This is a genomic window from Streptococcus mitis (assembly GCF_047465045.1).
GTDB classification, from domain to species: domain Bacteria; phylum Bacillota; class Bacilli; order Lactobacillales; family Streptococcaceae; genus Streptococcus; species Streptococcus mitis_DT.
The window spans coordinates 16,013-36,513 of sequence record NZ_JASHAR010000007.1; the positions used below are offsets into that span (position 1 = coordinate 16,013).

Genomic DNA, 20,501 nt, shown 5'->3' on the forward strand with positions numbered 1-20,501 from the left:
TTATACAGCCTGATTTCAGGATATTTCTTAAAATTCTGCCTCAACTCGGTAGATAACTTGCCCCTTGTTGGAGAATTTTTGCTCATATTCAGTCATGACATTGCCTTCAAAATCACTGGCATGTAAATCAAGCCAGACACCATTGAGCTTCATGCCATACTGAGAAAAGCTCACTAAACTGTACTCAAACAAGCCACGGTTATCCGTTTTGAAATGAATTTCTCCATTTTCAGGCAAGATACGTTTGAAGGTATCCAAGAAGGTCTTGTAGGTCAAACGACGCTTTTCATGGCGTTTTTTAGGCCAAGGATCTGAAAAGTTCAGATACAAGCGATCAATCTCACCGTCTTCAAAGTAGTCAGTCAAGTCAGAACCATCTACCCATAAAAGCTTGATATTCGGTACTCCAACTTCAAGCACCTTGTCCAAAGCGTAGCTCAAAACAGACTTTTGAATATCAATCCCGATATAGTTGATGTCAGGGTTTTGCTTGGCCATACCTGAAACAAAGGCACCCTTTCCACTTCCAACTTCCACATGAATGGGATTATCATTGCCAAACAAGTCCCGCCATTTTCCCTTTGCTTCTAAGGGATTGAGGACCACATACTGGGGATTTGCCTCTAGTAATTCTGTCGCCCCTTTACGATTTCTAACTCTCATCTTCTCTTTCCATACTTGTCTCGGAAGTGGCGCAAGCCATGAATCTCCCGATTGACATTTTCTAAATCTTGGTTCATATAATACTTGGAAATCTGGCTCAAATAAGACAATTGACCGTACCAATACAATTTATTTAATACCGTTTGATTGTACTTGTAACCGTAGTAGGTCAACCATTCCTTCCACTGATGTTCTGGAATATAATGGCAGAGCATATGGGCCACATCAAACATGCGGTCGGTCAAGCGAACCGAATCCCAATCCACCAAATAAATCAAGCCACTATCTGTCTCAATCCAATTACTATGTCGTACATCTCCATGGACAATGGTCGCATGGTCCTCTCTAAATCCTGGAATAGTCTGACGTAAATCAGCCATCACTTCACTGATAAAATGATTTTTACGCAAAGCATCTGGAGCCGTTTCTTGCCAAGACTGCAGTAAATCTACAGGTGTTTCCATGGCATATCCCAAACGACTCAACTGTGTCATCAACGGACGTGAGCGATGAAGACGGGTTAAAATATTGACGATTTGTTTACGATTCATATCATAGGGGGTCAATATCTTGCCTGTCAACCATTCTTGAGCACACATATCACGCCCATCTGCCAAACGGCGACTCCATAATAATTGTGGAGCAATTTGTTCTCTAGCTAGACCAGGTAGGATTGGAGAGGTGTTCATTTTTACAAAGATGCGCTTCCCATCAGGATAGCTACCCATATAAGCCTTGCCACTTTTCCCAGGTATGGGAGTCAGTGTTAGCTCATTATCACCCAAATCCATTTCTTTCCTCCGTATAAAGTTTCCTTACTATTCTACTAGTTTTTGGCCTATTCGTCAACCGCTCCACGCCCGATTCTCAAAGAAAAGCATCTCAATCGGCTCAGGCTATCATTATAACTTGAAAAAGGTAAGCACCGTCTTCTGCTTACCTTTTCATGATTTTTATAAATAATATAAGAGTGGCCAAGCATTGTAAAACATGTGAACTAGAGTAGAAACCCATAGGTTTTGGCTCTTTTTATAAGCAAAGCCCAGCAACAAGCCCCCAAGTAGATAAAAAATAAATGAAGGGACATTAGAAGGTCCATGCATGAAAGAAAAGAGAGAGGAAGTTAGCACAAGCCCTAACCAAGAATTGTCAAAAACGGCACCTTGAAGAAGTCCTCTGAAAATGAGTTCCTCCTGGATGGGTCCAAAAACTGAGGAAGTCAAAATCAAAGACAGAGAAATTCCTCTGCTGACTTCCGCCAAGTGTTGAACTCCCGCGCCAGAAGAAACAGCGAAGAAATGAATATAAACCAGCGTCTCAAGTACACTTAGAAGAAAGATTGCAATGAAAAGCAAAAGGTCTTTCTTGCTTAACATCCCAAAAGAAATCATTTCAAACTTTCTAGCATAAGTAACACTCAGCGAAGTTACAAGAAGACTTACAATAATCAATTCAGATTCATTTTGAAAAAAATCCCCGTGGTTAATCGTATAAGGAACTGTAATGACGATTAGTAGTACTAAAAATCCAAAACAAAAGGCATGAAATTTATCAAAAAACTCCATAAAACTAGCCTCCTCAACAAACAAACTTCCCTACAAGTCATCCTTTAACTCTAACCTTTCCAAAACAAACCATTTTAGCAACCAAAATCCGACCACATAGCCAGCCCCTAAGAAGATAGCCATTAAAGATAACATGGGATTTAGGAAATAAAAGACCACCACAGATACAAAGGTTAGCACAAAAACATTAAAAGCAATGGTGTCAGAAGCCAAGACCAGAATATAAGGTGTCAACCAGTCTAAGGTTTTTGAATCTAGGAAAAATAAGTGTTTATACATGATGACCTCCTCTATGGCTGAAAAGCAAGTCTTCTGGTTTTTTAGCCCAGGACCCTGTGTAGAAAAGTGAGCAAAAATGGTAAGTTTGCGATGATATTATTAACAATATGAATCGAATAAGAAGGATAGATACTCTTCGTATAACGTGTCAGCCAGGCATATAGACAACCCACTGCCGTATAGACAAAAATATCTGCGAAACTTGGCAAGCTAGAAAAGTGGGGCAAGGCAAATAAGAATGAAGGAAAGAGAAGATCCAGCCTCCACCTCGAATTCTTAAAGAAGGCATGTTGAAGCAGTCCCCTACATACCAATTCTTCCATCAGAGGTCCTAGTACGATTAAGGTTAGGTAAACACCAAACTCCGCAAAATTTGTCTCGCTATAGGCAATAAACAAATTCCAACCTTCATTGGTCCCCTGAACGTGTTTAGCTGTCAGATAGTTAAAGCATATCAGCACGACAGCTGCTAACACCGTCAGAACCTAATAACTCAACCACTTTTTCCTAGGGATGCGAAAGAGATAAGCATGGCCCGACCTGACCAAAATCCAAACCATCAAGCTGATAAAGAGAAGGCTGATGATGTTTCGAATCCAGATAAGATTTCCTACCCAAGACGAGAACTCCCAATAATTGCTCCAAAATTGGGTTGTCCAAAACAGTCCGAAAAACAGAAACAAATAAGAAAGAATTGCACTCGCTTTGAAAAGAATAGGATGTTTTTTCATTGCTTTCTCCATTACAATTAAATGATATCTAATCATTTTCTAAAATTTGATAACTTTTGTGAAATGTTTTAGCAGAAACAACTCTATGATTGGTGATATCTATATAATCACCTGGATAACCAAGAACATACATCCCATAACCAGCGAATCCTCCTCCAACTGTTCCAACTAAACCAAACTTGATATTCGTTGCGAGAGAAGTGTTAAGACCTGCCATTAAAATGCGCACATGATTATCCAACCAAACCATATAATTTTTTTGAAAAGCTTCCTCTACCCAACTTGGTTTAGGAGTTGCTTGACCAATTTCCCAAACATCAACAATTTGATTCCCATATTTTGCCTTCATATCTTCAATCCTTTTTAAATACCATTACATGAGTTTGGAGTTCCCCCTATACCATAAGGACTACATGGTTTTGAAAGATGTATAATAGGCCACTTACCATTTAATTGATCCAAAATTGGAGAAGGTGCTAGCCCACCCAATAAACCAGAAAGCACATCTCCCCAACCTCCGAACCCTCCTTCAACTTTCGCAAGCATCTCAGCATCCATCATTTCAAATTGTGACATCGTTTTTGTATTCATAACAAAAACTTCATTAGCCCCTACTTTTTATAATACTTCAATCCCCAAATGAGCAGAAGCATGATAAGCAAGCAGAGAATAGTGCCAATATAGGCAATTAATTGTTGATAGGATTCTCCTGCTGTGATACCCCTATACAAACAAATAATAGACATAAAACCTGTCAAACCGATAAACATAAGTTGATTTGTTCTAGGACTAACCAAATCATCATTTACGTATATTTAAGAGCATCTCTTTTATGTTAGTGTATGTTAACACTAAAAAACAAGTTAGGCCAATAATATTTAAAATGAACAATAACGGGGTTAAGTCTCTAAAAAAATTATCCACTGACACTACAAGAAATACTATACATAGTATAGTCGAAACTATCTTTTTCTTATCCATAATTATTTACTCCTTTCCTAACAAATCCAGATTATCAATTAAGAGCGATTTTTAACAGAATGTAGCAGCACCCGTTGCAACTTTGACAATTTCAGTATAGCACTATTTGTTAAAGTTTTTCATCCAAATCTTAAATTGTCATCGAGACATCTTGAATTGCAAAAACTGCATTAGCCTCTACTTTTTATAATACTTCAAGCCCCAAATGAGTAGAAGCATAATAAGCAAGCAGAGAATAGCGCCAATATAGGCAATTAATTGTTGATAGAATTCTCCTGCTGTGATACCTCTATACAAACAAATAATAGACATAAAGCCTGTCAAGCCGATGAACATGAGTTGATTGGTTCTAGGACTAACCAAATCATCATCTTCAAACTTTCTTATCCTCATTTCTCTAGTGAGGTAAACAGTGACCAAAATAGAAGCCAAGTTAATAACCACTAAAAGAAATTGGAAAACCAAGGAAAAATTTAAAAACTGACGAGATAGAAATAGATAAGTAGAGACAAGCAAGGGCAACTGACCTAGGAACAATCTCGCAAGGAAGATGTTCCGTTTTTTAGCAAGAAAAGTTTTCATTTCTTTGCTCCTTTCTTTTTAGTTAAAGCAAGATAGATCATAACCGCAATCATATAGGCTATGGTATAAAATAGATGATACCAAATACTCTCCCTAAGCGGATAAAGAAGGATAGACATGATCAGATACAGAACGAGAATGATCAATATTTTTGTCTTCATAAAATTTCCTCCTAAATGTATGCTTTATCTTAGTTGAGCTACAACCTTTACACTGCTAGTATAGCACTCATTTTGACCTTGGATCACTCAAATCATAAATGGTCATCAAAACATCTTGAATTGTAAAAAATTAAAAAAAGCAAGCATGAAAAACATACTTGCCCTTTACACCATATTGATACCAACTTAATTTGTAGATTTTTTATCCTGCTATCACATATCATTTTGACAGGCTAAACAATATTAAAGAAACTCCACTGTAGATTAAACCAGCGATAAAAAATCTTTTTATCTAATTAGATCTATCTTTATTCTTCTTTGGAGATTTTAAAAATTTTTCCCTAATTAAAGAAGTAATAAAAGAAACAAACATACCAACAACAAAAGCAATAAGAAGACTTTTGAAATCCATAATTACCTCCAAGTACAGCTCCTCTACATACAAGCTCAAGTCTTTAAGCAACCATAATAGCCAATTGTAACATTGTTTTTGCATTCACGAGGAATACTCTTTTTATTTTCGTCCTATTGCAACCTTAATAAGGTTAGTATACTACTATTTTTTAAAGTTTTCCATCCAAATCATAAATGGTCATCAAAACATCTTGAATTGTAAAAAATTTAAAAAAGCAAGCATGAAAAACATACTTGCCCTGGGGGAACTTGACAATGTGAAAATACAAAATAGAAAACTACTCACCCTCACTTCCGTATGTTCTCATATATTCTCATAATCGCAACAAGGATAGCAGCTGTCCCACTTGCCAAAGCGATAAGGGTAATGATAATGTTGAAGATTTCAGGCGTACTCCCTATTCTGTTGATAAGACGGAGTAGGGATATAACTGTCAACTGAATCAGTAGTATTGATTCTACTCTTACCAATGAAGTCAGTTGATTTTCAACCGCATATAAAAAGGCTGGTAGCAAAACACAGGCTATAGCAATCACAAACAGATTGCCCCCCGTTTCTTCTCCCTTGTTCACCACGGAAATCATGAGAAGATTCGATGCTATAATCAACGTAGAACAGATGATAAAAAAGGATTTCTTATTCATATAGGATACCTCATATACTATGGCATTTTGTTTCGAACCCAAGAAATATTCTTCAAACTATTGCAACACCATCTCGCCGTAAAGCAGTACTGTCTATAACTAGTTTCCTAGTTTTCTTCAAATACTGATTTTTTATTGAAGACAAGAATGGTAAGCTCATTAACCATTATAGCAAAAAATAATGATAACATATATTATTTTTCGGTTTATGAATGATATTCGTTATTTTGGTAAGGAGAAAGTTCTTTGTTCAATTCAAGATGTTTCAATAACCATTCAAGATTTGGATGAAATTTTTTTAAAAACAGTGCTATACTAAACTTGTCACATTTGTAATACGGCAAAAATCTATATTCGGAGGCAAGTAATCATGAAGAGTAAGATTTATTATATATCCAATATTTTTTATGGAATATTACTATTTTCTATTGGATTAACATCAAAAGTATTTATTTTTAGCAGTTTAATGTCTATAACTTTAATAACTCTATCTATAATAGGATTATTAAAAACTAAAAATAAAAAGTAGATATAGCAGAATTAGATTTCAAAAGTTAGAAACCTCTCCCGATAGTTGATGATAGAGAAAATTATTTCATACAAGCAATTTACTGTAACTCAAAACTAATTTGATTAACTATTCAACCATACAGACCGAGAAACAAGAACTCTCGGTCTTATTTTTTATCATTCTGCATGTACCACAGTAAGTACCTGACGAAAGACTTGATTTTGGCAGGTAGTATTTAGACTGGTATTGGGATGGCTTTCCACAATTTTCACGACGGTATAGAGACCAACTCCTCTCTCCTCCCCTTTAGAACTGGCTCCAAAGGAGAAGATTTCAGAAATATCGATGCCCTCTTCTTTGATGGAGTTTTCGATAATAAAGGTCTCCTGTGCTCCATTTTTTAAAAAGGCGATTGAAACATGAGGTTGACTGGCCTCTACACTAGCTTCAATAGCATTGTCACAAAGGATAGACACAATGGTTAGAAAATCAAGCAGTCTCATTCCCTCGACCTGAATCTCCTCAGGAACTTCGACATTAAAGACAATCTTCTTATCTCTGGCTTTTAGAAACTTTCCTGCTAGGAGACTTTTGAGGGCTTTATCACGAATATTCACTAATCTGCCCAGGTCATATTTGCTGTCCTGCAATTTTTCACTGGAATCCTTTAAGACCGAGTCGTAGACCTCTTTTATCTGCTCCATATCCTCCTCTTCAATGCCCAGACGTAAACTAGTCAAGAGGTTGCTATAATCATGGCGAAAACTCCGCACTTCCTTGTAAAGCTCCTCTATATGCCGACTATAGCGTTCCATATCTCTGTAGCGCAAGGCCTGCTCTTGGTCCAGTCTCTCATGAAGTTTTTCCTTCAAATAGGTATCCAATTTCTTGATCATCCCCATAAAAAAGAGAAGGTAAAACACTAGAATCAGATGGCGAACAGTCGTTGATTGAATACCTTGTTCATATTCAAAGAAAGACAGACTTTGCATCACTAGATAGTAGCCCCCCATTATCCAGTTAATCGTAGTCAGAGATTTTTGAAAACCTTTATCGAGAATCTCCTTTCTCAACTTAGTGAAATCATAGTCCAACCATTTCAAAAAGACTAAAACTATGAAGCAAACGAATATCATCATCAATAAAAAGATAGGATTGCTATCTTTATCTACAATTTCTTGTCCCAAAAATGGAAGCACAAAATAGGAGACCCCTCTATAAAAGAGATTCACCAATATCATTGGAAAGAGACCATAAAAGAAGAGAAGTTTTTTAGGAAGCCCTCTTAACAGTAAGAAAGACAAGCCTATACCGTACAAGGGTTCCATAAAATAAAATAGGAAACTATCTCCTACCATATAGCCAATCATTAAAAAAACAAAGGCCAACAGTATCTTAAAAAGAAAGGCTTTAAAAATCCTCTCAAAAGTGAGACCAATTCCATCCACCTTAAAGAAAATGACAATTTCTAGTCCATGAGTAATAAGCGTATACAATAATATCCAAGCAATATTCATAAACTCTCCTAGCTCAATGCAAGTTATTGATAGCTTCAGACACTTCCCTGACCTTATAACGCGCGATCATACAGCTTCCACCATTGGGAAAGTAAAGAAGTTTTTCTTTCTTATCCAAACGAACCACATTGGCAGGATTGATGAGAAAAGAGCGATGGCACTGCAAGAGACGGGGCTCCTGCTTGAAAACCTCCTCTAAACTCGCTGTAAATTCCAGCCTATCCGTCTTAGTATAGAGAATAACACGATGGGCTCTGGGCGACGTTCCGAGATAGTAAACCTCTTTAAAAGGATACTGGAATTGGGCAAATTTTGATTTAAAGTAAAAGCAATCTTCCGCCAGACTTTTACTGTCTTGACTATTGGCATAGAGGAGGGCTGTCTCGATCCGAGATTCAAACTCCTCTGCCGAAAGGGCCTTATCAATGTAGTCCAAAGCAGACACTTGGTAACGAAAGGACAGGGGCATAAACTCCGAGTGAGTCGTCACAAAGACTATCAAGGCATAAGGATCCCGATCCCGAATCTTTCTAGCCACTTCCAGCCCCTTCATCTCCTCATTTCGAATCTCAATATCCAAAAAGAATAGCTGATGGGCCCCCTTCTCATGCACCTCTGCCAGCAGCTGGTCTGGCTTACCAAAAACTTCAAAAGAGCTGGGAGTGATCTGATGTTCCTTCAAAAGTTTCTCAATCGTCGTTTCAATTCTAGCTTGTTGGGAAAAATCATCTTCTAAAACAAATATTCTCATCTTCTTACTCTCCTTGTTTCAATTTCTTCCTAAAAAGAGAATAGCAAAAATACTTTGATACAAGCCCACCAAATCCTAAACAGGCCTTCAACGCTCCTGAAAGGTATCTTGTTCCTCAAATAAGCATGATAATCTTACCACTATTTTATCATAAAATTTTAACAGTACCATTCAGGAAATTTCAAGAACAATTAAAGATTTGTAGATAAAAAAGGAGATAAAAGTGATAAACTGACAGTATCAAAACACAATTGCTAGAATCAAGACTAGCAGCCAGATTAAAGGAGGAATTTTCATGACAGATGCAGACCCTATCAAAAGAGCTCAGGCTTTGATTACTGACTTAAATAAAGCCTACCAATCATGCAAACAGGTAACCGCTGACGACGTCCGCTTTCAGGAGCAATTAAACTCTATTCTTGGTTTTCTAGCCAAGGCTGAGACAGTGGATAATCGAGTCTTGATTGAACTGGAAAAATTTTACCAGACTTCCAGTCTTCTCATGGGACTCAGCGCTCTTGAACCAGATGCTCCTACTCGTGCCGCTTGGCGGGCCTATGACCGCTTCCACTTTGACCAGGTCAAGACCAAGTTGAGTCTCTACGGACCAACCATTATCTTGTAGAAAATAAAAGAAGTTGAGACAAACTGAACTCAACTTCTTTTTAGTGCCATATAAGCAAGTTTTAATCCTGCATCTGACGTTTCACCTGATAAGGTAGGTACAAGACTATTAAAACCAAACCAGCTCCTAGTAAGGCTAGAAGGGCTAGTTTTTCTTGGAAGGTAATCAACCCAACAACTAATTCCACAAGTAAAACAAAACTGGTCAATCCTCGGACTACCGCCTGCAAGCCTTTTTCCTTTTGCCCCTTGTCCAGCGGAAAAAGTTGAGTCAAATACTGGTAGTCAAAGGCATGATAGAGGGCCAGCAACTGGAAGAGCAAGAGGTAGTTAAAAAGAATTACCACTGCTGTCGCAATCCAAGCTTGATTGATAAAAACCTGCGCCAGCAAGGAAAGCAAGAGCAGACGGAGACTGAGCGCAAAGAGATCTCCATTTCGCAAATAAGAACGCAGATAGAGATTTTGCCAAATCTTCCCAGACACCTTCTGAACAGCCTTTAGGATAAAGTCCAGATAGGCACGACGCTTGACGCTGTTTGAAATCCCCTTAACCTGCGTAAATAGAGCAAAGAAACGAAGCAAGACTTGCTTGCGCTTGCTTTCTTGGGAAATGACAAAGTCCCAGTTGAGACCAGTTTCAGTGAAAAATTTGCTGGCCTTTTGACGAAAGAGCAGATATTTCCCTACCCCCAATAGGAGCACATAGACCAGAAAAACTGGCAAGCCATAACCCATGGCTAAAAATAAGGGCGCAAATAACAGCAAGAAAAGAGTCTGGACAAAGAGCCAAAAGACTAGGGAAATGCCAGTTTGACGCTTGAGGTGGAGCTTGATATCCTCTTCTCCAACCAAGAGAAAGAGCTTGTCAGGTGCCTCCATATAAGTGGCAATCCCACCCCAAAGCAAAAGCAAAACAGAGGTAATACCTACAAACAAAAGGATAGGCCAATGATTTTCAGGAAAATGTTGCAAGACTTGACTGTACTGGAAGGCTAGAAAGCCCAGCAGGACAAGCAGGAACAAGACAAAGTGGTCATTGAGAACATAGCGCAGATAACCGACACACTCCTTACGAAAAGCCTGCTTTCTCTTTAAAAACAAGTCTTTCATAGCTCCTCCTCTTTGGTCAGAGCCAAGTAAATATCATTCAAACTAGCCTCAGGCATATCAAAGGCTTCGCGCAGTTGCAGGAGATTTCCCTTGGCACGCACCTCTCCCTTGTGGAGAATGACAAAGGCATCACACATCTTCTCCGCCGAATCCAGCACGTGGGTACTCATGAGAATGGACTTACCCTTTTGCTTTTCCACTTCCAAAAGCTGAATCAAGTCCGCAATAGCCAGCGGATCAAGACCAAGGAAAGGTTCATCCACGATGAAAAGACTTGGATCCACCACAAAAGCACAGATAATCATGACCTTCTGCTTCATCCCTTTTGAAAAATGAACAGGGAACCAGTCTAATTTCTGGTCCAGACGGAACATTTTTAACAAAGGCTCTACTCGGTCAAAAGCCACTTTTTGCTCAATACCATAAGCCATAGCAACCGTTTCGATATGCTCTCTGAGGGTCAATTCCTCATACAAGCTAGGCGTTTCTGGGATGTAGCCAATTTGCTTGCGGTAGTTAGTCGCATCTTTTTGCAAAGTCAAACCATTGATATTGATCGAACCGCTATAAGGTGTCAATAGACCAATAATCTCATTAATAGTCGTCGATTTTCCAGCACCATTGAGACCAATCAGACCGACCAACTGCCCACTTTCAACAGTAAAAGACACATCTTTCAAGACAGGGACATGAACATAGCCACCTGTCAGGTTTTTTATTTCTAACATATTTTCTCCAAATCTGGTATAATGTAGCTATATTATATCAAAATTCAATACAGTAGAGGTAGATTTTATGTCAGATTGCATTTTTTGTAAAATCATCGCAGGGGAAATTCCTGCATCAAAAGTATATGAAGATGATCAGGTTCTTGCCTTTCTTGATATCTCTCAAGTAACACCAGGACACACCTTGGTCGTACCAAAAGAGCACTATCGCAATCTTTTGGAAATGGACGCTACGAGCGCCAGCCAACTCTTTGCCCAAGTACCAAAAGTAGCTCAAAAAGTCATGAAAGCTACCAAGGCTGCTGGCATGAATATCATTGCCAACTGTGAAGAAGTCGCTGGTCAAACAGTCTTTCATACCCACGTTCACCTCGTGCCTCGCTATAGTGCCGACGATGACCTCAAGATTGATTTTATCGCCCACGAACCAGACTTTGACAAACTTGCTCAAGTCGCTGAAACTATCAAAAATGCCTAAGGAGTTGCTATGAAATTATCCAATCTACTGCTATTTGCAGGAGCTGCAGCTGGAAGTTATCTGATCACAAAAAATCGCCAAATCATCACAGATGAAGTCTTGAATACCACTGACCGCGTTCAAGCTATCAAGGATGATGTGGATATTATCCAAAACAGCCTGCAAATCATTGACCAGCAAAAAGAACTCATCAAGGAATACCAAGAAGAGCTGACTTACAAGTTTAAGGTCTTGGAAAAGGATATCCAGACTCGAATGGCGCTTCTCCAAGAAGAAAAAGCAAGGAAATGAAAGTCTCCAACTTTACTGGAATCCCCTTAGCTACATTTGGGATTACTAGATCCTAACAGAATAGAAAGGGAATAATCATGAAAAACTTCTTAAAAGATCTGGCTAAGATCATCCTGATCCCTTGTGGTTGCCTTACCCTTCTTGCCGCCCTAGCATTTCTACTACTATTCTTTACCTTCAGAGCCTCACCGATTGACATTCACAAGGGAAATAACGCCCTCAAACAAATCTTTACCTCCCTTGACATGCCTCCTAAGAAAGTAAAATCAAATGGAAGATATAAATACGAGGGTGGGGGCTTAAATTTTTATGTTACTTTCTCAGATGAGGTCATCAATAGCCATCCCGTCTTAAAAGAAAGTCCAAATCTCACCAAAAACCAACTCGAAGTCTATGTCCTACAGACTGGAGATATCTCCTACTATAAAGTAGGGGATAACTTGTTCAATCATGGTTTATTGCAATTTTTAAAGAAGGAAAGTAGGAATTATTTACAAGAAATCGGAAAGAAACCAAATCCTGATTACTCAGTTCTATATTGGAAGGATCAGGAAAGTCTAAAAAAGGGAATTGCATTCTATGAAAAAGCCTTGACTTTAGTGGATATTCAGGATAACTCTGCAATCAACCATATTGATACCGTTACCATTAAGCCTGGTAAAGAAGCGGAAATCAAGCAACTCATCCAAGATATGGATGCAGCTGGCTTGCTCAAGCAAAGGTCTGATAGAAAATCAGCCGATGAGTGATTGTTCCAATGCTAACATTACAAAGAATAAAGTAAAAAGAGCCCAACGGCTCTTTTTGTGTTATTCTCCTTCAAAGGCATCTTTAATATGGTCAAAGAAGCCCTTTTTCTTTGGATTGACTTTTAAATCACCTGCAGCTGCGAATTCTTTCAAGGCTGCTTTTTGGCGGTCGTTCAAGCCTGTCGGTGTTACAACATTGACAGTAACGTATTGGTCACCAACCGCACCGCCACGAAGGCTCGGAGCTCCTTTGCCACGTAGGCGGAATTTCTTACCAGTCTGAGTTCCCTCTGGGATAACCAATTCAACATCACCGTGAACAGTTGGGATATCAACTGTATCACCAAGAGCTGCTTGGACAAAGTTGAGGTTGAGACTGTAGAAGATAGTGGTTCCTTCACGTTCAAACTTATCGCTGGCTTCCACAGAAACTACCACGTACAAGTCACCATAAGGTCCACCGTTAAATCCTGCTTCACCTTGACCAGCTAGGCGAATTTGTTGACCTGTTTCTACACCAGCAGGGATTTTCACATGTACGCTATGGGCTTGTTTTTCATGACCTGTTCCGTGACAGGTTGTACATGGATCTTTGATTTCTTTTCCGCGACCGTGACAGACATCACAGGTTACTTGACGACGCATCATACCAAGAGGAGTCTGCGTATCGACGTTAATGACACCAGCACCATGACAGCGTCCACAAGTGACTGGACTTGTTCCTGGCTTAGCACCTGAACCATTACATGTACTACAGCTTGCTTCACGATTGTACTTAACCTCTTTTTCAGCTCCAAAAATAGCTTCTTCAAAGGTCAAGTTCACACGATACTGGAGGTCATCCCCTTGGCGAGGAGCGTTTGGATTGCGCGAAGCACCGCCTCCGCCGAAGAAACTTGAGAAGATATCTTCAAAACCACCGAAGCCTCCTGCCCCATCGAAACCGCCGAAACCACCAGCTCCACCAAAACCACCGTTGGCTCCAGCAGCACCGTATTGGTCATAGGCAGCCCGTTTTTGGTCGTCACTCAAAGTCTCATAGGCTTCCTGAACTTCCTTGTATTTTTCCTCAGCACCAGGCTCCTTGTTGATATCTGGGTGGTATTTCTTTGAAAGCTTACGATAAGCCTTTTTGATCTCGTCTGCCGAAGCGTTTTTTGACACCCCCAGACGATCATAAAATTCAGTATTGTTCATACAAGATACCAAGACCGTAAAATTCGACTGAAAAATAGGAAATCTGACGCTGGAGCGATGCTCCTAGACAGATTTATCTTTTTTCCGAGAATTTAGGTCGGGTTCAATTCCTTTCTTTTATATTGAGTAAGAAATTTGGGAACCCGTGTTCAGTTACGAACACTCTTTGTTCCTTTCTATAATTTTCATGTAAATCTTTAGAGGCTGTTTTCTATACTCTGCTTCACTTGATTAAACTCTTCATCTGATAGAGTAAATATCAAATCCTCTTCAGCATACTCGTTCTGTTCTTTAAAATAATTGTCCGTATTCTCTGCCAACCCTAAACCGAAAATCACTTTTCTTGCAAACTCTTGATGTGCAAAACCGATAGCCGTAATGATTTGTTTATCTTGGACAAGAACTTTCGGTTGGAAATTCTCACGTGGAAGAAATTCAAAATAGTCAAAGAAGTTTTGCCAAATTCCACCTGTAAATTTCGTGTCGTTCAACAAGCCTGCTTTCGCCAATAAAAGGGGCGCTGAAGAAATGGCTGCAATTAGGATATCTTGCTCATTAAGACTTCTCAAAAACGAGATCAATTTCTCATCTTGTAGAGTAGGACCTATATTTACCATTCCTGGCAAAATCACACAAGAATAATCTTCTATACGGATCTGATCCAATGTTTTCGTCGGTTGACAGGACAAACCATCCTCAGAGACCACCATCGAATTCTCAGAAGCTACATAATCAATCGTGATATAAAAAGACAGAGCTAAAGTACTTGTTAAAGTGGTTATCTCATAAAGAGAAAAATTAGGATAAATGACACAAAGTACTTTTTTCATACGCAACATCCTCTATTTTATCGAAAAACAGAGGCTGGGTTGCAACCTCTGGATTTCTTCCTATCATTAAGACGTTCAAGTTTTAAAAATCAAACTAGTAATGCTAAATCGAGCACGCCCTAACCTCTTGGTGAAAAAGACAAATCTTCCTAGAAACTAAAGTTTCTGCGTCAGATTTCCTATTTTCACTGTGAGGTTTTAACGGGCTTTGCATCTTACTTTTCAGTAAACTCTCCGTCTACGACGTCATCGCCTGCGTTTCCTGTTGCTTGTGCGCCTTCTGCTCCTGCTTGAGCTTGTTGGGCTGCTGCGGCTTGTTCATAGAGTTTAACAGCAAGTCCTTGAGCTTTTTCGTTCAATGCTTCAAGTTTTGCTTTCATTTCGTCCAAGTTGTTGTCTTCTTGCGCTTTCTTAAGGTCATCAAGGGCAGCTTGGGCAGCGTCACGTTCTGCGTCGAAACCTTTTCCTTCAGTTTCCTTGATAGTCTTTTCAGTCGCAAAGATTGCTTGGTCTACTTCGTTACGAAGGTCAACTTCTTCTTTACGTTTCTTATCTGCTTCAGCGTTTGCTTCTGCATCTTTCATCATGCGGTCGATTTCTTCGTCAGTCAAACCTGAGTTTGATTGGATCACAATAGTTTGTTCTTTTTGAGTTCCAAGATCTTTAGCCTTAACAGACACGATACCGTTCTTGTCGATATCAAATGTTACTTCGATTTGAGGAATTCCACGAGGTGCAGCTGGGATATCAGTCAATTGGAAACGTCCAAGAGTCTTGTTATCTGCTGCCATTGGGCGTTCACCTTGAAGAACATGGATATCAACGGCTGGTTGGTTGTCTGCTGCAGTTGAGAAGACTTGTGATTTAGATGTTGGAATTGTTGTGTTACGGTCGATGAGTTTTGTGAAGACACCACCCATTGTTTCGATACCAAGTGACAATGGTGTTACATCAAGAAGGACAACGTCTTTGACATCACCAGTAATCACACCACCTTGGATAGCCGCACCCATAGCAACTACTTCATCAGGGTTTACTGATTTGTTTGGTTCTTTACCAGTTTCAGCTTTAACAGCTTCAACAACGGCAGGGATACGAGTTGAACCACCAACAAGGATAACTTCGTCGATTTCTGACAAGCTCAAACCTGCATCTGAAAGGGCTTGACGAACTGGAACTTTTGTACGTTCAACAAGGTCACGAGTCAAATCGTCAAATTTCGCACGAGTCAAAGTCATTTCCAAGTGAAGAGGTCCAGCTTCACCAGCAGTGATAAATGGCAAGCTGATTTGTGTTGAAGTTACACCAGAAAGGTCTTTCTTAGCTTTTTCAGCCGCATCTTTCAAACGTTGCATTGCCATCTTGTCAGTAGACAAGTCGATACCATTTTCTTTCTTGAATTCTGCTACCAAGTGGTCAATGATTTTTTGGTCAAAGTCGTCACCACCAAGTTTGTTGTCCCCTGCAGTTGACAATACGTCGAAGACACCGTCACCCAATTCAAGGATAGAGACGTCGAATGTACCACCACCAAGGTCAAATACCAAGATTTTTTCTTCTTTGTCAGTCTTGTCCAAACCGTAAGCAAGAGCGGCTGCAGTTGGTTCGTTGACAATACGTTCTACTTCAAGACCAGCGATTTTACCAGCGTCTTTAGTTGCTTGACGTTGAGCATCGTTGAAGTAAGCTGGAACTGTGATAACTGCTTTAGTAACTTTTTCACCAAGGTAATCTTCAGCGTAGCCTTTCAAGTATTGAAGAATCATAGCTGAGATTTCTTGCGGAGTGTATTCTTTTCCATTTGCAGAAACTTTTTCAGAAGTTCCCATTTTAGATTTGATAGAGATGACTGTATCTGGATTTGTTACTGCTTGACGTTTTGCAGCATCACCAACGATGATTTCTCCGTTTTTGAATGAGACTACAGATGGAGTTGTGCGGTTTCCTTCTGGGTTTGCGATGATTTTGCTTTCAGTTCCTTCAAGAACTGCAACTGCTGAGTTTGTTGTACCTAAGTCAATACCGATAATTTTAGACATGTGTTTTTCTCCTTAAATTTTAATTCGAGTTTTGATTTTTTGATATTTCCCTTAAGTGGGTGGGGACGTGAGCAACTCCCTTCGGGATTTCATCACTTATTTTTGAGCCTATTGTCTCAAAAATCCCCTGTTTCAGTAGCTTTTGCTACTGAAACTTTCACCACAGTGGGAAATATCTTCCTTGCAAGCCTCCGGCTTGCCTCTTATCTTTCTTCATAGTTTATTGTCGTTTCGGACAAGTTTTCTATTATTATGTAAATTGCGACACTAGGAGTCAAATCGATTTTATTTCGACGACGAGTTTGTAAGTAGGCTAAACAAACGCCATAGCGATTGCCGTTTTCTGACGAGTTGCTTTAGCTACCGTCAGAATTGCCTAGTTGTAAACCACTACCATGGCTGGGCGTAGGATGCGGTCATGGAGTTTGTAGCCTTTTTGGAAGACTTGGGCGATGGTATCTGCTGGGTGTTCATCGTCTGCTGGGAGAGTTTGGATGGCCATATGATAGTTATGGTCAAATTCGCCGTCAGCTGCGATTTCTTCGATTCCTTCTTCTTTCAAAGCGTGAATCAAGCTTTCTTGCACCATCTCCAATCCTTTTTTGACGTCGTCTGTCAAACCTTCAACTGCGAGTGCACGCTCAAGGTTGTCCAAAGAAGGGAGAATTGCTTTTGCTAAGTCCTGGCTACGATAACGTTGCAAGTTTTGACGCTCTTCATTGGCACGGCGTTGGATATTTTGCATTTCTGCATGAGCGCGAAGGTATTTGTTTTCAAATTCATCTGCACGTTCATTTGCCAAGTCCAATTCAGACTTCTCAGGAGTTGTTTCTTCTACCGTTTCCACAACTTCCTCTTCTTGGACTTCTTCTACTTCTTCATTTTTTATATCTTGGGCCATTTTCGCCTCCTTTAATGATTTCAATCTTAATGTACTTCATAATGATTACTGCTGAGGTAGCGGTAAAAATCTGTCAACTTCATGGTCAAAACACGATTGACTACATTGACTTGGTTGATTAGCTGTTGGTAATCCAGATTGACCGGACCGATAATGGCTAGAATCCCAACTCCCCGATAAGGAATGAGGAACTTACTGCTAATCACCGCCAAGTTAGCTAGACAGGATTCTTGACTGTCCGCAACACGGACATTTTGCATCTGATCCTCATGCAGCCCCTCACGAATCTCCAGAGCCACCTTTTGCGGTTGATCAAAGAACTGATAGGCTGCTAGATTGGCAAAATTCAAGAGATTGACCTTGCCTGCTACCACGATATTTTCGTTGAACATTTCCTTAAAGATGTGTTCAAAGAGATCGATAACATTATCCGTTGTTGTGAAATAACGCTGGATAATCTGAGGAATCTCCGTCCGAATCTTGTAGTGAATATCTAGAACTGTGTGACCTAGGAAACGTTCCTGAATGATTGCCTTCAGTTTCAGCAAATCTTCCTGCAAGAAGTTCCTTGGAATCAGAAACTGACTGGTAACCGTTCGTGATTCGTCTAGGGTGAATACTGCCAAGGCTGTATGTTGCCCTAAAACCACGATATCAAAGGCTGTCAACCGTTGTCTGCTCGGCTCAACGTCCAGTGCCACTACCGTACAGCCACTCAAGTCTGTCAGTAGATTGGCAGCCTCTTGCAGAATGTCCTCTAGTTTGAAGAATTCCTGATCAAAGGCTTTGACAATCTCATATACCTCATTTTCAGCCAGTCGGTCAAAATCCAGTGAGTGTTTCACATAGTACTGAAAACCAGCAACACTTGGCATCCGACCGCTTGAAGTATGAGCCTTCTCAAGCAACCCTTGCTTTTCTAAAGCCGCCATATCATTACGAATGGTAGCACTGCTAGAGTTAATAGACTCTTGCAAGGCTTTGGATCCGACAGGTTCGTGCGTTTTGGTAAAGATGTCAATGATTAGATTTAAAATATCCTGCTGACGCTCTGTAACCATCTCATCACTCCTCTCTGTCTGATCAATTAGCACTCAACACACTCAAGTGCTAACTCATGATTCTATTATACACCCTTAGAAGAGAATGTCAAGACAAAAACTCAAAAAATTAGCACTCTTTTACCAAGAGTGCTAAAAATCAGTCTGGAGACCTAGAACCTTACCTTCCATCTACTTGGTATTTCCTTTTAAGTCTGAAAAAACCATGAATTAGATAAGAAATCAGAAAGGCATATAAAAGAAAAATAATGAAGAAAGACATAGAAAGTTCTTCTTTAAATAGACTCATACAAACAACAAGGCCACCTAAGAAAGTAGCTGTACAGGAACGAAGTCTAGATCGCATAACTTCCCACCTGAGATTATTACTTATATAGACTTGATCCTCTGAAAGTATATCAGAAGCTGGTTTACGAAGAATTGAACAAAAACCTCTTTCTATCAATTCCCAACCTCTATCTCTAAAGTCTTGCAGTTCATGCTTATATTTTTTAAGAAATCTAGAATCATAGATACAGTAGATGACATCGTCTGGTTGACATTGGTCAAAATAGAACAAACCAAAACGACTAGTTTTATACCTCCAACCTTTTAAGTGCATCTCATGTAAATACTCTTCTTCCTTGTCCAAATCAACAATGGTGAAAATTCGAAATTGCTTTTTATTTATCATGTCTTCCCCTCCAATTTTGAGCATACCTACCTTATCATAAATCTGATAATTCCTTCTTTTTATGCCATAACTTCCAGCTAATATAGGCAACTATTAACAAAAGGATTAAAGACAAGAAAACATCTAGCCCGACCGCAAGAAAACTCCATAGACCATACGCATTACTCCTATTGAGCAATTTAAGTAAGAATGGTATATGTATGGCTAGCAAAAGTAAAACAGGTACTAATCGCAGTCTTAAAATGCGATTAACCATAGCTAACTTCCCAGCAGCGTCATTATAGATTTCAAATTCTGCATCCGATTCAATTTCAGAATGCGCTTTTCTAAAATAGGAAAAACTATTAAAGTCTGTAATATGCTCCCAGCCACAGTCTTTAAATAGTTGTAAATAGGAGGATCTCTCTGATTTTTCCATTGGGTAAAAATCCAACTGATAAGACACTTGCTCAGGCTGACATTTTTCAAAGGTATACTTAACTACAAACAATAAGATAGAATAGCTTACTCCCCTAAGTTTCCATCCCTTAGCATGCATTTCTCTAAAGTACAGAGCCTCCCTCTCATAATCCGCAATTGTAAAAATTCGGTAAACAATTTTCTTTTCCATCATACTTCCTCCCGACTGTTTCTGTAGAGCCGTTCAATACGTTTCAATTCAATATCTAAGACTTTTCGTCCCAAGTCTGTAATCTGATAGATTTTCCGTTTTTCCTCTTCGCGGACAAAGGAAATCAAACCATCCTTTTCCATCTTTGACAAGGTTCCATACATAGTCCCAGGACTAATCGAAACTTGCGAATCCGTCATCTCCTTGACTTTTTGCGTAATACTATAACCATGACCTTCCTTTTGCAGACAGAACAAGATATAAAAGCCCGTTTCCGTCATCGGAAGATAAACTCGACGAATCTTATCCGTCAATTCCATTTGCATTCACCTCCTATTCAGTTCGATATATCGCACCTCGTTATATAAAATATATCACACCTCGATATAAAACACAAGAAAAAAGATC

25 protein-coding genes and 1 pseudogene are annotated in these 20,501 nt (G+C 39.4%); 4 read left to right on the forward strand and 22 right to left on the reverse strand.

What is annotated here, in order from left to right; genetic code table 11:
- Positions 1-27 precede the first annotated feature (27 nt).
- From trmB to QM409_RS05340, 12 genes and pseudogenes are all read right to left on the reverse strand, one after another.
- On the reverse strand, positions 28-663 hold the full coding sequence (gene trmB / locus QM409_RS05285; RefSeq protein ID WP_001266094.1) for a tRNA (guanosine(46)-N7)-methyltransferase TrmB: 636 nt from the start codon (positions 661-663) through the stop codon (positions 28-30).
- On the reverse strand, positions 660-1,454 hold the full coding sequence (ccrZ, locus tag QM409_RS05290; protein WP_000362999.1) for a cell cycle regulator CcrZ: 795 nt from the start codon (positions 1,452-1,454) through the stop codon (positions 660-662). The genes trmB and ccrZ overlap by 4 nt, the downstream gene beginning before the upstream one ends.
- A 162-nt stretch (positions 1,455-1,616) precedes the next feature.
- Positions 1,617-2,228, reverse strand: coding sequence for a lysostaphin resistance A-like protein (locus QM409_RS05295; protein WP_414305220.1), 612 nt, complete (start codon positions 2,226-2,228; stop codon positions 1,617-1,619).
- A gap of 30 nt (positions 2,229-2,258) precedes the next feature.
- Positions 2,259-2,507 (reverse strand): immunity protein BlpZ, encoded by a 249-nt coding sequence (gene blpZ, locus QM409_RS05300; protein WP_000276515.1) that lies wholly within the window; start codon positions 2,505-2,507, stop codon positions 2,259-2,261.
- Between the two features lie 41 nt (positions 2,508-2,548).
- A pseudogene (locus QM409_RS05305) lies at positions 2,549-3,238 on the reverse strand (CPBP family intramembrane glutamic endopeptidase).
- 28 nt (positions 3,239-3,266) lie between these two features.
- Entirely contained in the window at positions 3,267-3,587 is a 321-nt protein-coding gene (locus QM409_RS05310) for a hypothetical protein (RefSeq protein WP_000645118.1), read from the reverse strand.
- A gap of 14 nt (positions 3,588-3,601) precedes the next feature.
- On the reverse strand, positions 3,602-3,829 hold the full coding sequence (locus QM409_RS05315; protein WP_261088562.1) for a Blp family class II bacteriocin: 228 nt from the start codon (positions 3,827-3,829) through the stop codon (positions 3,602-3,604).
- A 567-nt stretch (positions 3,830-4,396) separates the two neighbouring features.
- Positions 4,397-4,801 carry an immunity protein gene (locus tag QM409_RS05320; protein WP_261126052.1) on the reverse strand — a complete coding sequence of 135 codons (405 nt, stop codon included), beginning with the start codon at positions 4,799-4,801 and terminating at the stop codon, positions 4,397-4,399.
- Complete coding sequence (locus QM409_RS05325; RefSeq protein ID WP_261126053.1) at positions 4,798-4,962, reverse strand: hypothetical protein; 165 nt, start codon at positions 4,960-4,962, stop codon at positions 4,798-4,800. Before QM409_RS05325 ends, QM409_RS05320 begins: the two co-directional genes overlap by 4 nt.
- A 702-nt stretch (positions 4,963-5,664) precedes the next feature.
- Positions 5,665-6,021 (reverse strand): hypothetical protein, encoded by a 357-nt coding sequence (locus QM409_RS05330; protein ID WP_261126055.1) that lies wholly within the window; start codon positions 6,019-6,021, stop codon positions 5,665-5,667.
- Between the two features lie 687 nt (positions 6,022-6,708).
- On the reverse strand, positions 6,709-8,049 hold the full coding sequence (locus QM409_RS05335) for a sensor histidine kinase (protein WP_078237972.1): 1,341 nt from the start codon (positions 8,047-8,049) through the stop codon (positions 6,709-6,711).
- A gap of 13 nt (positions 8,050-8,062) precedes the next feature.
- Complete coding sequence (locus tag QM409_RS05340; protein ID WP_414305219.1) at positions 8,063-8,800, reverse strand: response regulator transcription factor; 738 nt, start codon at positions 8,798-8,800, stop codon at positions 8,063-8,065.
- A gap of 295 nt (positions 8,801-9,095) precedes the next feature.
- On the opposite strand from QM409_RS05340, the gene QM409_RS05345 reads away from it, so the two are divergent.
- Entirely contained in the window at positions 9,096-9,425 is a 330-nt protein-coding gene (locus tag QM409_RS05345) for a helicase BlpT (protein WP_414305218.1), read from the forward strand.
- A 61-nt stretch (positions 9,426-9,486) separates the two neighbouring features.
- Here QM409_RS05345 and QM409_RS05350 read toward each other — a convergent pair whose 3' ends face one another.
- Positions 9,487-10,536 carry an ABC transporter permease gene (locus QM409_RS05350; RefSeq protein ID WP_414305217.1) on the reverse strand — a complete coding sequence of 350 codons (1,050 nt, stop codon included), beginning with the start codon at positions 10,534-10,536 and terminating at the stop codon, positions 9,487-9,489.
- A complete protein-coding gene (locus tag QM409_RS05355; protein WP_414305216.1) occupies positions 10,533-11,264 on the reverse strand; it encodes an ABC transporter ATP-binding protein in 732 nt (243 codons plus the stop codon). Before QM409_RS05355 ends, QM409_RS05350 begins: the two co-directional genes overlap by 4 nt.
- 67 nt (positions 11,265-11,331) lie before the next feature.
- Between QM409_RS05355 and QM409_RS05360 the strand changes: the two genes are divergently transcribed.
- From QM409_RS05360 to QM409_RS05370, 3 genes are all read left to right on the forward strand, one after another.
- Complete coding sequence (locus QM409_RS05360; RefSeq protein WP_414305215.1) at positions 11,332-11,742, forward strand: HIT family protein; 411 nt, start codon at positions 11,332-11,334, stop codon at positions 11,740-11,742.
- 9 nt (positions 11,743-11,751) lie between these two features.
- Positions 11,752-12,033, forward strand: a complete 282-nt coding sequence (locus QM409_RS05365) for a hypothetical protein (RefSeq protein WP_414305214.1) — start codon at positions 11,752-11,754, stop codon at positions 12,031-12,033.
- A 77-nt stretch (positions 12,034-12,110) separates the two neighbouring features.
- The gene (locus QM409_RS05370; RefSeq protein ID WP_414305213.1) at positions 12,111-12,782 is read left to right on the forward strand and encodes a hypothetical protein; all 672 of its coding nucleotides are present in this window, start codon (positions 12,111-12,113) and stop codon (positions 12,780-12,782) included.
- Positions 12,783-12,842: 60 nt separating this feature from the next.
- Here QM409_RS05370 and dnaJ read toward each other — a convergent pair whose 3' ends face one another.
- The 8 genes from dnaJ to QM409_RS05410 form a co-directional block, all read right to left on the reverse strand.
- Positions 12,843-13,979 carry a molecular chaperone DnaJ gene (dnaJ, locus tag QM409_RS05375; RefSeq protein WP_115903904.1) on the reverse strand — a complete coding sequence of 379 codons (1,137 nt, stop codon included), beginning with the start codon at positions 13,977-13,979 and terminating at the stop codon, positions 12,843-12,845.
- Positions 13,980-14,176: 197 nt separating this feature from the next.
- Positions 14,177-14,809, reverse strand: a complete 633-nt coding sequence (locus QM409_RS05380) for a DJ-1/PfpI family protein (RefSeq protein ID WP_261077223.1) — start codon at positions 14,807-14,809, stop codon at positions 14,177-14,179.
- A gap of 215 nt (positions 14,810-15,024) precedes the next feature.
- Complete coding sequence (gene dnaK / locus QM409_RS05385; RefSeq protein ID WP_000034667.1) at positions 15,025-16,848, reverse strand: molecular chaperone DnaK; 1,824 nt, start codon at positions 16,846-16,848, stop codon at positions 15,025-15,027.
- A 376-nt stretch (positions 16,849-17,224) separates the two neighbouring features.
- Complete coding sequence (gene grpE / locus QM409_RS05390; protein WP_000046038.1) at positions 17,225-17,749, reverse strand: nucleotide exchange factor GrpE; 525 nt, start codon at positions 17,747-17,749, stop codon at positions 17,225-17,227.
- A gap of 26 nt (positions 17,750-17,775) precedes the next feature.
- Positions 17,776-18,810, reverse strand: a complete 1,035-nt coding sequence (gene hrcA / locus QM409_RS05395; protein ID WP_414305212.1) for a heat-inducible transcriptional repressor HrcA — start codon at positions 18,808-18,810, stop codon at positions 17,776-17,778.
- 160 nt (positions 18,811-18,970) lie between these two features.
- Positions 18,971-19,483, reverse strand: coding sequence for a DUF2812 domain-containing protein (locus QM409_RS05400; RefSeq protein ID WP_261016012.1), 513 nt, complete (start codon positions 19,481-19,483; stop codon positions 18,971-18,973).
- Positions 19,484-19,517: 34 nt separating this feature from the next.
- The gene (locus QM409_RS05405; protein ID WP_414305235.1) at positions 19,518-20,093 is read right to left on the reverse strand and encodes a DUF2812 domain-containing protein; all 576 of its coding nucleotides are present in this window, start codon (positions 20,091-20,093) and stop codon (positions 19,518-19,520) included.
- Positions 20,093-20,413 (reverse strand): PadR family transcriptional regulator, encoded by a 321-nt coding sequence (locus tag QM409_RS05410; RefSeq protein ID WP_024057886.1) that lies wholly within the window; start codon positions 20,411-20,413, stop codon positions 20,093-20,095. The genes QM409_RS05405 and QM409_RS05410 overlap by 1 nt, the downstream gene beginning before the upstream one ends.
- Between the last annotated feature and the right edge of the window lie 88 nt (positions 20,414-20,501).